At 55.4% G+C, this 15313-nt stretch carries 15 protein-coding genes; 10 read left to right on the top strand and 5 right to left on the bottom strand.

The features are described 5' to 3' along the window. Positions 1-92: 92 nt before the first annotated feature. Positions 93-884, top strand: a complete 792-nt coding sequence (locus tag PHACT_RS01970; RefSeq protein WP_070115675.1) for a glutathione S-transferase family protein — start codon at positions 93-95, stop codon at positions 882-884. 16 nt (positions 885-900) lie between these two features. On the opposite strand, the gene nth is transcribed toward PHACT_RS01970, so the two are convergent. The 5 genes from nth to PHACT_RS01945 all read right to left on the bottom strand — a co-directional run bounded on the left by nth (position 901) and on the right by PHACT_RS01945 (position 4330). Further along, positions 901-1539 (bottom strand): endonuclease III, encoded by a 639-nt coding sequence (gene nth / locus PHACT_RS01965; RefSeq protein ID WP_070115674.1) that lies wholly within the window; start codon positions 1537-1539, stop codon positions 901-903. A 184-nt stretch (positions 1540-1723) separates the two neighbouring features. Further along, complete coding sequence (locus PHACT_RS01960) at positions 1724-2572, bottom strand: RnfABCDGE type electron transport complex subunit D (protein WP_070115673.1); 849 nt, start codon at positions 2570-2572, stop codon at positions 1724-1726. Then, positions 2569-3177 carry a 4Fe-4S dicluster domain-containing protein gene (locus PHACT_RS01955; RefSeq protein ID WP_070115672.1) on the bottom strand — a complete coding sequence of 203 codons (609 nt, stop codon included), beginning with the start codon at positions 3175-3177 and terminating at the stop codon, positions 2569-2571. The genes PHACT_RS01960 and PHACT_RS01955 overlap by 4 nt, the downstream gene beginning before the upstream one ends. Further along, on the bottom strand, positions 3174-3719 hold the full coding sequence (gene rsxB, locus PHACT_RS01950; protein ID WP_397389512.1) for an electron transport complex subunit RsxB: 546 nt from the start codon (positions 3717-3719) through the stop codon (positions 3174-3176). The genes PHACT_RS01955 and rsxB overlap by 4 nt, the downstream gene beginning before the upstream one ends. Positions 3720-3730: 11 nt before the next feature. Beyond that, positions 3731-4330, bottom strand: a complete 600-nt coding sequence (locus PHACT_RS01945) for a hypothetical protein (protein ID WP_139141402.1) — start codon at positions 4328-4330, stop codon at positions 3731-3733. 152 nt (positions 4331-4482) lie between these two features. On the opposite strand from PHACT_RS01945, the gene rd reads away from it, so the two are divergent. The 9 genes from rd to fliG all read left to right on the top strand — a co-directional run bounded on the left by rd (position 4483) and on the right by fliG (position 15303). After that, entirely contained in the window at positions 4483-4650 is a 168-nt protein-coding gene (gene rd, locus PHACT_RS01940) for a rubredoxin (RefSeq protein ID WP_070115670.1), read from the top strand. Positions 4651-4709: 59 nt separating this feature from the next. Then, positions 4710-6794 (top strand): methionine--tRNA ligase, encoded by a 2085-nt coding sequence (gene metG / locus PHACT_RS01935; protein WP_070115669.1) that lies wholly within the window; start codon positions 4710-4712, stop codon positions 6792-6794. An 84-nt stretch (positions 6795-6878) separates the two neighbouring features. Continuing rightward, on the top strand, positions 6879-8417 hold the full coding sequence (locus tag PHACT_RS01930) for a S1C family serine protease (RefSeq protein WP_083264265.1): 1539 nt from the start codon (positions 6879-6881) through the stop codon (positions 8415-8417). A gap of 171 nt (positions 8418-8588) precedes the next feature. Further along, positions 8589-9158: a dCTP deaminase gene (gene dcd, locus PHACT_RS01925; RefSeq protein WP_070115668.1), complete on the top strand. Its 570-nt coding sequence runs from the start codon at positions 8589-8591 to the stop codon at positions 9156-9158. A gap of 238 nt (positions 9159-9396) precedes the next feature. Continuing rightward, positions 9397-10722, top strand: a complete 1326-nt coding sequence (locus tag PHACT_RS01920; RefSeq protein WP_070115667.1) for a sensor histidine kinase — start codon at positions 9397-9399, stop codon at positions 10720-10722. Next, entirely contained in the window at positions 10719-12155 is a 1437-nt protein-coding gene (locus PHACT_RS01915) for a sigma-54-dependent transcriptional regulator (RefSeq protein WP_070115666.1), read from the top strand. The genes PHACT_RS01920 and PHACT_RS01915 overlap by 4 nt, the downstream gene beginning before the upstream one ends. Positions 12156-12173: 18 nt before the next feature. Next, positions 12174-12551: a flagellar hook-basal body complex protein FliE gene (fliE, locus tag PHACT_RS01910; protein ID WP_070115665.1), complete on the top strand. Its 378-nt coding sequence runs from the start codon at positions 12174-12176 to the stop codon at positions 12549-12551. A gap of 39 nt (positions 12552-12590) precedes the next feature. Beyond that, positions 12591-14285 carry a flagellar basal-body MS-ring/collar protein FliF gene (gene fliF / locus PHACT_RS01905; protein ID WP_083264264.1) on the top strand — a complete coding sequence of 565 codons (1695 nt, stop codon included), beginning with the start codon at positions 12591-12593 and terminating at the stop codon, positions 14283-14285. Next, positions 14278-15303, top strand: coding sequence for a flagellar motor switch protein FliG (gene fliG / locus PHACT_RS01900; RefSeq protein WP_139141401.1), 1026 nt, complete (start codon positions 14278-14280; stop codon positions 15301-15303). The genes fliF and fliG overlap by 8 nt, the downstream gene beginning before the upstream one ends. Positions 15304-15313: the final 10 nt, after the last annotated feature.

The following is a 15313-nucleotide window of genomic DNA, read 5'->3' as shown; positions in this document are numbered from 1 at the left end:
GGGCTAGGATACACGTTGCACTTTTGGATTGTCCGTGACAGTGGTCCGGGCAACCTGACACCCATAAAAACGCAAAAAATCGGAGCACCAAGATGCAAAGCAATCGCAAAACAACAAGGTCATTGATTCTCGCAGGTCTGCTGAGTGTCGGCGTAGCCGGTCTGGCAGCATTGGCACCATCTGACGTGTCGGCGCAGGGCGCTGCCATGGAGATGCCCGAGTTTACTATCTATCACCTGGAAGGCCGCCGCTCAGAGCGTCTGGTCTGGTTGATGGAAGAGCTGGGACTGCCTTACACGCTGGCGTTTGAGCGCGGTAACCTGATGAGTTCAATGGCAGCGATTCGTGCCATCAACCCGGGCATGCCGGTAGCGCCCACAGTAACCTATGGTGACCAGGTTCTGGTTGAGTCAGGTGCCATCATGGAGATGATTCTGGCCCGCCATGGCAACGGCCAGCTTGTGCCGCCGCTGGACTCCCCGGATTTTGCCACCCACCTGTTGTGGATGCATTACTCCGAAGGCTCGCTGGCGTCACGTGCCATCGCGGATTACCGGGTCTGGCAGATACAGCCACCCACACAGCGCTCACCGCTGGTTGACTCGCAACAGGTGGTTCAGTACGCCGAGAGTTTCCTGGAAGGGAAACCCTGGTTTGGCGGTGATGATTTTTCAGCGGCTGATATCATGATGCTGTTTCCGATCAACTTTGCCTTCCAGCTGAACATTGTCGATTCCGAACTGTTCCCGCAGATTAATGCCTGGATGGAAAAGGTTCAGGCGCGCCCCGCGTATCAGCGCATGCTGGCAAAAGCACGGCCCGATGGCATGGTGGGTTCATTGCCAGCACTGCCTGCACACGCACCGTCAGGTCCGCGCAACTAATGGTGCTAATGCTGGGTTAATCGACAGGCGTTTTCTGTCGGAACTCGCATAAATCGTAGATCACGCAAGCTGCGCAACGCGGCTTGCGTGCAATACAGATATAACGCCCGTGAAGTATCAGCCAATGATGTGCATTCAGCAGGTATTCTGCAGGCACCAGGCGCATCAGTCGTTTTTCCACTTCCAGTACGTTTTTGCCGGGGGCAATGCCGGTGCGGTTGGATACCCTGAAGATATGGGTATCAACTGCCATGGCTGCCTGTCCGAATGCGGTATTGAGTACGACATTGGCGGTCTTGCGGCCGACGCCAGGCAAGGCCTCCAGCGCCTCACGCGTATTGGGTACCACTGAGTCATGTTGTTCCACCAGCGCAGCGCAGGTTTTGATGACATTCTCGGCTTTGGTATTGAACAGGCCAATGGTTTTTATGTAAGACTTAAGACCGTCCACGCCCAGAGCCAGCATCGCCTCTGGCGTATTGGCAACCGGATACAGTTTTCGTGTGGCTTTATTGACGCCGACGTCCGTGGCCTGTGCTGACAGAATGACGGCGATCAACAGCTCGAAGGTAGAATTGTATTCCAGCTCAGTTGTGGGATTGGGGTTTTCCGCCTGCAGGCGCTGAAATATCTGCTGCCGTTTGAGTTTGTTCATGAGATGCGGCCAGTCACTCGTACCCGTATGTCGGGATCAACTTCTGTCTGTTCTGAAGGTTTTGACGGTTCTAATAAAGTGCCATGGCGCCTGCCAAAATACTGGAAAGTGGCTAGAATCACGCCTGATGCCAGAAAAGCGAAAGGCAGCCATAGGCTTAACAGCTCGGTGAGCATTGTCACAGTCACACTCCTTCCTGCGGTTGGTGGCGTTTGCGATCATGCCTGATCAGTTGGTCAAGTGTGGGCGTGACAGCATTGGCGGCCAGAACGGTGGCAGCGATGGCCACAGAATAGGGCAGCCAGATCGTCAGGGCGGTGCTCATTAGTCCAATCAAAGCGCCGTACACCAGTTTGCCACGCCGTGTGCCCGGTGAGGTGACCGGTTCGGTCGCGATAAAAAACACAAGGAGCAGTGCAAGGTAACTGTTCAACGCCGGGGTAAACACATAAAACACGAGGCCGGTTGTCAGCAGCACGGCCAGAGGAATATGCCAGCTGATGATACGGCGTCCCAACAGCAACAGTCCGCCTGCCATGATTGCCAGTGACAGCGACACCGTTGCCAGTGACTGATTGCCTGCCAGGGTCATTGCTGCCGGTGACGTCAGGTGCATCGGAAATAGCGCCAGCAGTCCCAGATAGCCGACCAACACCGGATTAAAAATGTTCTGGCCGAGACCGCCAAACATGTGTTTGCCGACAATGACGGCAAAGCCGGTGCCAGTGACTGCCAGCCACCAGGGCGTTGCTGCCGGCAGTACCAGCAGCAATAACACCGCAGTGATCAGAACGCTGCCATCCAGTCGCGCAAGACTGACAGGGCGGCCACGTAAACGCAGCACCAGTGTTTCCAGCAGTATGGCAACAAGGCAACTGGCGAGCAGCATCAATAACCAGGCGTGACCGGCAAACCATGCTCTGACAGCAATCGCTGGCAACAATGCGATCAGCACAGTCAGCATGATGCCGGGTGTGGTCACCCGGCGCTTGGGCAAAGACGGTAAAGACGGTGTATTGGCTGCGTTTGTCATGAATCGGTTTTCCGCGACGTAGCATCAGGCGAGCTGGCATCCTGCGAATTGTTATTGTCTGCTGCAGCGCTTTGCTGGTTGCTGTTTTCCTGTTGCAGTGCGGCCTTGCGGGCCCGTGTGCGCGCTACTGCGGCGGCAATGTCTGCCTGAATCTGGGCCGGTGTTTTGGCGGCTACTGGCGTTGCGTCGGCATTGTCATCGACTCGAGTGTCCGATACCTGTCTTGAGATTGATTCACCTGCCGCCAGGGCTTCTGTTTTGGCCTGCAACTTCTGCAGTTTGCGCTCCTGCTGTGCGATGGCATCGCGCTGGCCGCGCGCCTGATGGCGTTCGAAGCGGGTCTGCCAGTGCGCGGCTTCCGCATCTGATTGTTCCAGGTCGTGCAGGGCGAGTTTTTCTTCGCGGAAATAGGCCAGTAGCGGCAGCCGGCTCGGGCACACAGACTCGCAGGCACCACACTCAGTGCATTGCAGTAAATCAAATTGCAGCGCCTGTTCATGTTGCAGAAACCGGCTGAAGGTATAGAGCTGCTGTGGCTGTAACTGTTCGGGGCAGACATCGCTGCAGTAATCGCAACGAATGCAGTCATGGATATGCGCTGTCATGCCGGCCTCCCAGTGACACCTGACTGCTCGGATACGTTGCCCAGGTTGACGGCAGGCAGCATGTCAATGCAATCGACCGGGCAGGGGTCCACGCACAGGTCACAGCCGGTACAGTCACGTGCAATGACTGTGTGCATGCGTTTGGGAGCGCCCAGGATGGCATCGACCGGACACGCCTGTATGCATTTGGTACAGCCAATGCACTCGGCCTCACGGATGAACGCAATCTTGCGCGCGGATTCAACGCCGTGGCGTGGGTCCAGTGGCACCTCCGGACGTTCAAGCAACGTTGCCAGCCGGTAGATGGTTTGCGCGCCGCCGGGTGGGCAGCGGTTGATGGCGACGCCGGTGGCCATGGCTTCTGCGTAGGGCCGGCAACCCGGGAAACCGCACTGACCACACTGTGTCTGCGGCAGCAGGGCATTGATACGTTCCACCTGTTCCTGTTGAAGACCTGATGCCTCGGGCGTATTAGAGAGATGTTTACGCAGCATCAGGCAAAGCAGCGCAAGTACTGCAACACTGGCCGCAACAATGAGCAGAGCAGTCAGAATCATGACAGTGCCCTCAGTGGGGCAAGCAATGCCAGTGCAAACACGCCGATCATCACCAGTTCCAGAGGCAGGCCGCGCCAGGCCAGCGGTGCGTCGACAACGCTGAGCCGCGCGCGAAGACCGGCATAGGTGAGCATCAATACAGCGATGCCGGCGCAGGCCAGCACAGACCACAGCAATACGGCCAGGAACGCCTCACTGGTTGCGGGGCCTGATTGAGCCAGTATCAGCAGCGTGGTCAGTAGCGTCACTTCCAGCGCAGCAACGGGCAGCAGCCAACGCAGACGCTGTGAAGTCAGGGTATGACGGCGGTGCAGCCAGGCTGACAGTGGCAGCAGTAAAAGGCCGGCGCCGCCGGCGTTGAGTATCAGAATCAGCCAGGGAGCGGCAACAAACTCAGTCGTTAGCGACGCGACAGTCAGAACAGCGGCCGTGAACAGGGCCGTGGCAAACAACAGGGTGATCATGCAAAAGGTGAACAGGATCGCTATGCCGGGCGTTCTGGCAGCAGCGAACCACGAGGCAGGCCCCGTTATCCGGCTGAGACTCAGGCAGTTAATCAGTGCGATTGTTACCAGTACCACATAGAAATCTATCACGCGCAGGCCGTTCAAACCATGTTGCAGGGGAAGCACACAGTCTAGCACGGACAGTGCTTTTGCCCATAACGGCTCTGATCAAGTATCATCTGCACCCCGATAACCGACGAGGGTCATCTTTGACCTGCATTTAACCCGAGTGGCGCGGCAACATGAAAAAATGGCAGTGTATTGTGTGTGGACTGATTTATGACGAAGCGGAAGGTTGGCCCGACGATGGCATCGCGCCAGGCACGACCTGGGAGGATGTGCCAGAGGACTGGATGTGCCCGGAATGTGGCGTCGGCAAAGAAGATTTCGAAATGATTGAGCTGCCCTGAGCAAATAAACAGCCCTGAGCAAAAAAACAGCCCCGGCTTTTATAAAAGGAAACAACCCCGTGTCAAAACGTAGAATTCTGGTCACCAGCGCCTTGCCTTATGCCAATGGCCCCATCCATCTCGGCCACGTGCTCGAAGCCGTGCAGACCGACATCTGGGTGCGATTCCAGAAAATGCGCGGCGAAGACTGTGTTTATGTCTGCGCCGATGACGCGCACGGCACGGCGATTATGTTGCGGGCAGAAAATGAGGGCATCACCCCAGAGCAGCTGATTGACCGGGTCCGTGCCGAACACCGGGCCGATTATGACGGTTTCCTGATCGGCTTTGATAACTATCATTCGACGCATTCGCCAGAAAATCGACAATACTCCGAGTCCATCTATAAGGCTCTGCGGGCCAACGACCGGATAGCAGCTCGCACCATCAAGCAGCTGTTTGATCCCGAAAAAGAACTGTTTCTGGCGGATCGTTTTGTCAAAGGCACGTGTCCCAAGTGCCGAACGCAGGACCAGTATGGCGATAACTGTGAAGCCTGTGGTGCCACTTATGTACCGGCTGAACTGGTTGACCCGTACTCCACGCTGTCGGGTGCGACACCGGTAGAGCGTGAGTCGGAGCACTATTTTTTCCGCTTGCCGGAATTCACCGACATGCTCAAGACCTGGACGCGCAGCGGTGCGCTGCAGGCACAGGTGGCTAACAAGCTCAGCGAATGGCTGGATTCAGGCCTGCAGGAATGGGATATCAGCCGTGATGCGCCGTATTTCGGATTCGAGATTCCGGACGCGCCAGGCAAGTACTTTTATGTCTGGCTGGACGCGCCCATTGGCTACATGGCCAGTTTCCAGAACCTCTGCGATCGCAGTGACTACAAGTTTGACGATTACTGGAAGCCGGGCAGCGACACTGAGCTGTATCACTTTATTGGCAAGGATATTATCAATTTTCATGCCTTGTTCTGGCCAGCGATGCTCAGCGACGCAGGTTACCGCACACCTTCGGCTGTGTTCGCTCATGGTTTCATGACCGTCAATGGCAAAAAAATGTCGAAATCGCGCGGTACCTTCATTAATGCCGGCACCTATCTGGAACACCTGAACCCGGAGTACCTGCGTTATTTCCTGGCGTCGCGCCTGGGCGCGGGTGTGGACGACCTTGATTTGAGCTTTGAAGAATTCAGTCAGAAGGTTAATGCTGATCTAGTGGGCAAGGTGGTGAACATCGCCAGCCGTTGCGCCGGCTTTATTGTGCGTGGGTTTGATGGCCAGCTGGCAGCGCAACCCTCCAACCCGGCTTTGCTGGCCGAATGTCAGGCGGCTGCCAGTGACATCGCCAGTGCCTTCGAACAGCGCGAATACAGCAAGGCCGTACGGCAGATCATGGCGCTGGCCGACAAAGGCAATCAGTACATCGCCGAGCAGCAACCGTGGACGTTGGCCAAACAGAATCCTCAGGATCCCGCAGTGCAGGCAATCTGCAGCACCGGCATCAATATATTCCGTCTGTTGATGATATTCCTGAAGCCAGTGTTACCGGCGATGGCAATAAAAGCAGAAAATTTCCTCAATGTTGATGCCCTGGGCTGGTCAGACGTTGACAGCCTGCTACTGGGCCACAACATCAATGCGTTTGCGCCGATGATGACGCGTGTTGAACCGGCCAGTGTTGAAGCGCTGCTGTCAGCGAGCCAGGCCGAAGCCAGTCAGGCTGCGGGCAGCTCTGCAACGAAAGGCAGCCCTGAGCCGATTAACAGCCCTGAGCTCATAGAGAGCCCTGTCAGCAAAGACCCCATCGCCGACGAAATCGAATTCCCCGACTTCATCAAAGTTGACCTGCGCGTTGCGCTGATCGCCGATGCCGCTTATGTGGAAGGTGCCGACAAACTCCTGCAACTCACCCTGGACCTTGGGTTGGGAGCGGATGGTGAGCCGTTCCAGCTTAATGTGTTCTCTGGTATCCGCTCAGCCTACAAGCCGGACGACCTAAAAGGCCGACTGACGGTGGTGGTTGCCAATCTAAAACCGCGCAAAATGAAGTTTGGTCTGTCACAGGGCATGGTGCTGGCTGCAGGTCCGGGCGGCTCGGATATCTGGCTGCTCAGCCCCGACCAGGGTGCACAGCCGGGCATGCGCATTTTATAAAAGCATTTGACGGCGGAGCAATTATTCAGGTCTACTCGGTCTCTTGTCCGATAGAAATAATATCAAACTATAAGGGGGCACTTGATGGTTGCAGCAGGCTCTGCCGTAATCGCGCGGCAGTACTTATTGTCTGCTGTGCTGGCGTTTACTTGGCTGCTGACGTTCAGCAGTGCAGCCAGTGCACAGATCACTGAAGAAATCCGTGAGATCGAAAGCTCCATTGTCAAAATTTACACGACCTCTGCTGCGCCTGACTATTTCACTCCCTGGCGCCTGATGACGCCGGGGCAAAGCAGTGGCTCGGGGGCGGTGATTGACGGCAATCGCATTCTGACCAATGCCCATGTTGTCGCCAACGCCAGTTATGTGCAGGTGCAAAAGCACAATGACCCGGAGCGTTATCTGGCACGGGTTGGTTTTGTTTCCCATGCCTCTGACCTGGCCCTGCTTGAGGTTGAGGATGAGGCTTTCTTCAATGACACACCTGCGCTTGCCATTGGCGACCTGCCTGAACCCAATACTGAGGTGTTTGTGTTTGGTTACCCCGTCGGGGGCCGCACCCTGAGCGTCACCAAAGGCATATTGTCACGCGTCGAACAGCAGGTGTATGCACATTCAGGTGAATACCTGCTGGCCGGTCAGATAGATGCCGCCATCAATCCCGGTAACAGTGGGGGTCCGGTCATAGTCGATGGCAAGATTGCCGGTGTTGTTATGCAGTCTGCTGCGGGCGGCCGCACAGAATCGTTGGGTTATTTTGTGCCGCCGGATATTCTCCGTCACATGCTGACGGATGCCAGCGACGGCAGTTACGATGGTTTTCCCGATCTCGGCTTTCGTACGCAGGACCTGGAAAGTCCGGCAGCCAAAGCAGCCTATGGCCTGCGTGAAGATCAAAGCGGCGTTCTGGTGATAAAAGTGTTCAGTAATTCGCCGGCCGACGGTGTGTTGCAGGAAAATGATGTGGTGCTGAGTATCGATGGTGTTGCCATTGCCGGTGACAGCACCATCAGCCTGAGCCGAACCCTGCAAACCAACTACAAACACGCGATTGATCTGAAGCAGATCGGGGATGAGGTGGAGTTGACACTGTCCCGCCACGGTAAAGAACGTACGGTAACCCTGACGGCGCGCCGTCGCCAGGAAAACTACAGCCTGGTTCGGGGTGAGGAGTTTGATGCCATACCCGAGTATTACATTTATGGCGGCATTCTGTTTGTGCCCCTGAACATGAATCTGATCAAGCGTTGGGGCTCCGACTGGACGCGCAGCGCCCCGGTCAATCTGCTGCACGCACGCAGTCAGTGGAGTTCACCGGAACGACGCGAGATGGTTGTTGCCCTGCAGGTGCTGGCCGCTGATGTCAATTCGGGCTACCACGATGTACGCAACTGGATTGTGGATTCTGTTAATGGTGAGCCGATACAGGACTTCTACGATTTTGTGCAACAGCTGCGCGGCAACGAGAGTGAATTTGTGGTTTTGCGCAGTGATTCCGGTTTTCAGCTGGTCATAGACCACCTGGAAGCAATTGCCAGCGAAGATGATATCCTGCAGCGCTACCGCATCCCGGCCAGCTATTCTGATGGTCTGTTTGAGGATGTGCAGTTGATGGCGCAATAGGGCCGGTGCCGCGGTGCCGATCACCTCTGATTCGCAGGCATCTAGTGATCTTGAGCGCGATCCATCGTATGATGCGCGCTTCAGTTTTAATGGTTTAAGCAGAACGCCAGGCAAGGTCAGACGGTTCGCCGCATTGACGACCGAACCTGGCAGGTGGAGACAGAACACGCAATGAGTATCAAGTCTGACAGATGGATTCGTGAAATGGCGCAAAAACACGGCATGATTGAGCCGTTTGAGCCAGGGCAGGTACGTTACATTGATGGCAACAAGGTGATCTCCTACGGCACCTCGAGCTACGGTTATGATGTTCGGTGCGCATCCGAGTTCAAGATCTTCACCAATGTTCACACCACCAGTGTGGTTGATCCCAAGAACTTTGATGAAAGCAGTTTTGTCAGTATCGATGAACCGTACTGCATCATTCCGCCCAACTCATTTGCGCTGGCCAGAACGGTGGAATACTTTCGCATTCCCAGTGATGTGCTGACTGTGTGTCTGGGCAAGTCCACCTATGCCCGCTGCGGCATCATCGTCAATGTAACGCCACTGGAACCGGAGTGGGAAGGTCATGTCACCCTGGAGTTCTCCAATACCACCACCTTGCCGGCCAAGATATATGCCAATGAAGGCGTGGCGCAGATGCTGTTCTATCAGTCTGATGAGCAGTGCGAGGTCACCTACAAGCAGCGTGGCGGCAAATACATGGGCCAGACCGGTGTGACCACGCCCAGAGTCTGATCGGTTCCACCATTACGTTGCCAACGATCACCGTCAATTATCAGATGAACACGCCAGCAGATTCGCAACGCTGGCGTCAACTAACCGTCCCGTCTCTCATCTTCTCGGTCAAATATTTGACCTTGCCGCGTCGCAAAATATTTATATAGCTGATTTTTATAGCTAAAAATAAGTGGCACAGACATTGCTTTCTCATACCTGATACCCGATTAATCATAATCAACAGGATCAGGCACTGATGGCGTTTTCCAGTCTACACTCAGTTCAGCAACTCTCCGATGCTCATCATGGTGATGAGGGCGCACCAGGTGCGAAGGCGCTTGAACTCGCGTTCAAGGCCTTTAATGAGATTTCCGGTGAACTGGCGCAGAGCTATCAGGTGTTGGAAAACCGGGTGCTTGATCTGACGCACGAACTGGAAGCAGCGAACGCACAACGACTGCAGGAATTGTCAGAGAAAGAGCGCATCGCCCGCCGGTTGCAGAACCTTCTGCAACTGCTGCCAGGCGGTGTACTGGTGCTCAATGGCAACGGTGTTGTGTCCGAATGCAACGCCGCGGCGCTGGCTTTGTTGGGCGAACCACTGACCGGTCTGCGATGGGTCAATATCATTCGTGACCGTTTTGCGCCGCGCAGTGATGACGGTCATGAAATCTCGTTGAGCAACGGCAAACGCGTCAGTTTATTGTCGAGGTCACTGGAGGAAGAACCCGGGCAGATCATCCTGATTACCGACCAGACCGAAACCCGGCGCCTGCAGCAACACCTGAGCCGACATCAACGTTTGCTGGAAATGGGCAAAATGGTGTCGTCACTTGCGCATCAAATCCGTACGCCGCTTTCTGCTGCGATGCTATACGCCGGTAACCTGGCAACGTCGCTGGGCGCTGAGCGGGGCTCAGATACGGACGCCAACTCGGGCGCCAATCTCGGCGTTAATCATAGTCGCAATCTCCGCACACACGAACGACTGATGTCGCGCCTTCACAATATGGAGCGTCAGGTTCGTGACATGCTTATTTTTGCACGTGGCGAAGCGGTTCTGGATGAAACCATGCCGGTACATCAGATTCTGGAGGAAGCGCGCGTTGCCGCAGACGTCATGCTGTGCCCGGATTCCCGCCAGGAAGCCCTGACTTGCGATTGGGTCAACGGTGTTGCCGATTGTCAATTGTCATGCAACAAGGAATCCCTGATCGGCGCCTTGCTCAATCTGCTGGAGAACGCTATCCAGAATGCGGGCAGCCAGGTTCAACTGAAAGTGTGCACTGATCATGAAACAGAGGCGGGCATGATTCGTCTGTACGTTCAGGACAATGGCCCGGGCATAGATCCAACTGTTATCGACCAGGTAACTGAGGCCTTCTATACCACGCGGGCCCAGGGCACCGGACTTGGACTGGCGGTGGCACAGGTCGTAGCGTCAGCCCACAACGGTCGTTTCTTTATCGAAAATATCGCGGACACCGGGTCCGACTCCAACATCACAGGCGTACGAGCGGGTTTTATTCTGCCCTGCGTTCATGAGAACAAGCGCACTTCAGCAACACGGAGCAGCAAATGAGCAAAGCGAGCATTCTGGTAGTAGAAGACAATTGGGAGCTGCGTGAAGCCCTGAGCGACACGCTTGAATATGCCGGATACGATGTCAAGACAGCTGAATCAGGAGAAGCCGCACTGCATCTGCTGACGCAATCGCGCGTGGATATGGTTGTCTCCGACATCAATATGGACGGCATGGACGGTCACGAGCTGCTACAGCAATTGCGCGCGCGCTTCCCGGTCATGCCAGTAGTGCTGATTACCGCATTTGGCAGCATTGGCAGTTCGGTTCGGGCCATGCGCGAAGGCGCAGTAGACTATCTGCTGAAGCCCTTCAAGCCAGAACAGTTGTTGGCAACCGTGGAAAAGTACCTGACCCAGAAAGTGGCGGCGCACTCGGATCCAATCGCGATCGAACCCTCCAGTCAGCAGATGCTGGGGCTGGCAAAAAAAGTGGCGCAATCCGATGCGACGGTCCTCATTTCTGGTGAAAGTGGTACCGGTAAAGAAGTACTGGCCCAGTATATTCACCAGCAGTCAAAACGTGCCAGTGGTCCTTTTATAGCGATTAATTGCGCTGCGATACCGGAAAACATGCTTGAAGCGACACTGTTTGGTCACGAAAAAGGCTCTTTTACCGGCGCGTATCAGAGTAGTCCGGGCAAATTCGAACAGGCCGATGGTGGCACCATTCTGCTTGATGAAATTTCGGAAATGGACATTGGTTTGCAGGCAAAAATTCTGCGCGTTTTACAGGAGCGTGAAGTTGAGAGGCTGGGCAGCCGCAAGACGCTTCAGCTTGATGTGCGTGTTATCGCCACTACCAACCGGGATCTGCGTGCCTGTGTGCGCGATGGTCGCTTCCGTGAAGATCTGTTCTATCGCCTGAGTGTTTTCCCGCTGGCCTGGCAGCCACTTCGGCACCGACGTCAGGACATTGTGCCCCTGGCTGAGCGCTTGCTGCAGCAACACGCTGCGCGCATGGGCCGCGGCGTGACAACACTGGGAGAGCAAGCCAGGCAGGATCTGATGAGTTATGACTGGCCGGGCAATGTTCGCGAACTGGACAATGTGTTGCAGCGAGCGTTGATTATTCAGGATGGCAATATTATTTCTGCCGCCAGCCTGGGTCTTGACTCGGGCAACGATCATGGCGATGCCACCGCTATTTTTTCCGGGCAGGGTGCTGCCATGCTTCAGGACAGTCACGCCAACGACGAGTCAGGGCAGTCAGGCAACGAAGCCTCGACGATGCATGCCAGCGCAGGGAATCAGGCGCTGGGTAATGATCTCAAGCAGCGTGAGTTCGAGGTTATCCTGCAGACTCTGAAGCGACAGCGTGGACGGCGTAAAGAAACCGCCGAGGCGCTGGGTGTCAGTGCCCGAACCCTTCGCTACAAACTCGCCCGCATGCGAGACATGGGTATCAATATTGATTCGCTGGTTAGCGCATAAATATAAGGAGAAACGCGAATGAATGGTGTAACTGATCGAGTCGATATCAATCAATTGCTGACCCAGATGCGAGATATACGTGGCCAGATGCAAACGCCTGCGATGCAGGCGCCGGATCTGACCAACGCCGTCACCGAAGGTCGTGGCGTTGATGGCACACAGGCTTCAGACAAGGTCGGGTTTTCCGACATGCTTAAGCAGGCGGTTGATTCCGTCAACGAAACACAAATGCAGTCCAGTTCCCTGCAACGCGCATTTGAGATGGGTGACCCGGAAGTGGATATCACCCAGGTCATGATTCAGATGCAGAAAGCCAGCGTGTCATTTGAAGCCATGACACAAGTCCGCAACCGCCTGGTCAGTGCGTACCAGGACATCATGAATATGCCTATCTGATCGATAATAACGGGCTGATTTCACTAGCAGGGTAACAACATGGCAACAGCAGATACCGCGCAGTCACAAAATGCAATGGTGCCCACCGAGGGCGGCCAGGGATCTTCCTACAATACGAATTTCATGAAAGGCTTTAACCGGCTGAATCTGGCCCGTCAGGCAGGTCTGATGATCGCGCTGGCTGCCAGTATTGCGCTGGGTTTTTCAGTCGTGCTGTGGTCACAGAAAGAGAGCTACCAGCCGTTGTATCCGAGCATGCAGGGTTTTGATACGTCTGAACTGGTGCAGGTGATGGATACATCCAATGTGCCGTACCGGATTGATCCGGCTTCCGGCGTTCTGCTGGTACCGTCGAACTCAGTGGATTCAATTCGTCTGCAGGTGGCCAGTGCCGGTATCACGCGAGACAACGGTTATGGCTACGAATTCCTGGATCAGGAGCAGAGTCTGGGCACAAGTCAGTTTATGGAAGAGAATCGTTATAAGCGCAGCATGGAAGGTGAGCTGCAGCGCACCATCTCCAGTTTCCGGCATGTCCAGTCAGCGCGAGTCCATCTGGCGACGCCCGAGCGCTCGGTGTTTGTTCGCAACAGTCGCAAACCCACGGCGTCGGTATTTCTGGCGCTGCATTCCGGGCGTCAGCTGTCCGATATTCAGGTTCAGTCCATCGCCAACCTGGTGGCATCAAGTGTCCCCGAGATGATGCCTGAAGACGTCACTGTCGTAGACCAGCAGGGTAATCTGTTGTCGCGCACTGGGGAAAACGCCGAAATGATGATGGCATCGGAACAGTTTGCCTATGTCCGTCGATATGAAGAAACCCTGGTGGGCAGGGTTAACCGCATACTTCATCCGCTGCTGGGCGCCGGCAGATTTACGGCGGAAGTGTCTGCCGATGTGGATTTCACCCGTACTGAACAGGCGGCTGAAACCTTTAATCCGGATGCATCGACCGTACGCAGTTCGCAGTCGCTGAATGAGCGCAGATCAACCGGTGATGTGATTGCGGGCATCCCGGGCGCATTGTCGAATCAACCACCAGCGGCCGCAACAACGCCGGAAACCCTTGCTGACGGCGGCGCACAGGATGATGTAGCGACCGCGCAGCCGGAAAACATACGGACTCAGGAAACCCGCAATTACGAAGTTGACAGGACCATCAGCTATACCAGCAATGACCCGGTGTCGGTGCGCCGGTTGTCGGTGGCCGTGGTTATTGATGAGCCAACCGGCGAGGACGCTCAGGGTTGGTCGGCAGACGATATGGAACGCATTAATGCGCTGGTGCGCGACGCGGTGGGTTTTAGTGCCAGTCGTGGTGACAGTGTGACCGTGATCAACAAGGCCTTTGCGCAACCCGAGCTCATGACTGACGAGGCGCTGCCTTTCTGGCAGGCGTCATGGTTTGCCCCCGCCTTGCGTCAGGCTGCGGCCGCTCTGTTCGTGTTGATACTGGTATTTGGTGTGTTGATGCCATCGCTCAAACGACTGACGGTTGCGGGTGGGAGCGCGCGTTCAGGTGGCGATTCTGGCGGTGAGGTTGGATACGCGGACATCAAGGCCGAACAGAAGATGAAAGAAGACTCAGTGACCTTGAGTGGGGGCGATGATATTCTGCTGGCGGGTCCCGCTGAGAGTTACGAACGACAACTTGGTGCAATCAAGGGGCTGGTAGCAGAAGACCCTGCGCGCGCTGCCCAGGTAGTAAAAAACTGGATTTCTAACGATGGCTGAGAATAACGCAATGGAAACGTCGGTCCGCGGTGTCTCATCGCTGGAACGGGCAGCAATCCTGTTGATGAGTATGGGTGAGAAAGACGCTGCCGAGATCCTCAAACAGATGGGGCCGAAAGAGGTGCAAAAGGTTGGGGCGGCAATGTCTGCCCTAAAGTCTGTGTCTCAAGATACGGTCTCATCAGTATTGAATTTGTTTCTGTCGGAATGTGGCGCACAGAGCGGGCTTGGTGTTGGCTCGGAAGGCTATATCCGGAATATGCTGACCGAAGCGCTGGGCGAGGAACGTGCACGCGGTTTTCTGGATCGCATACTGCTGGGTGGTTCCAGTTCCGGCATCAATAGCCTTAAATGGATGGATCCGCGTTCAGTTGCTGATGTCATTCGACAGGAACACCCGCAGATTCAGGCGGTCGTGCTTAGCTATCTGGAACCGGATCAGTCGGCCAGCATTCTGGCCAATTTTCCGGAAAAAGTGCGATTGGAAATCATGATGCGCATCGCGTCACTGGAAAGTGTACAGCCGGAGGCGCTGAAAGAGCTCAATGTCATTCTTGAGAAGCAATTCTCGGGCAAAGGTTCAAACCCATCGACAACCATAGGTGGCCGCAAGACTGCCGCTGAAATCATGAATAACCTGGATGGTGCGGTAGAGCAGGAGCTGATGCAGTCGATCAAGGATGCCGATGAAGACATGGGCAATCAGATTCAGGATCTGATGTTTGTATTCGACAATTTGCGAGAGGTCGAAGACCGCGGTATCCAGGCATTGCTGCGCGAAGTGTCGTCTGAAGTTCTGATACTTGCGCTGAAAGGCGCTGATGATTATCTCAAGGAAAAATTCTTTGCCAATATGTCGAAACGGGCAGCCGAGCTGTTGCGTGACGACCTTGAAGCAAAAGGACCCGTTCGTATTGTTGAAGTGGAAGCCGCGCAGAAAGAAATTCTGGTGGTGGCACGACGTATGGCAGACGCTGGCGAAATTCAGCTTGGCGGCGGCGGCGAGGCAATGATCTGATGAGGACGGC

It is taken from the genome of Pseudohongiella acticola, from assembly GCF_001758195.1.
Taxonomy (GTDB): domain Bacteria; phylum Pseudomonadota; class Gammaproteobacteria; order Pseudomonadales; family Pseudohongiellaceae; genus Pseudohongiella; species Pseudohongiella acticola.
This window is presented reverse-complemented; position numbering and strand designations above follow the sequence as displayed.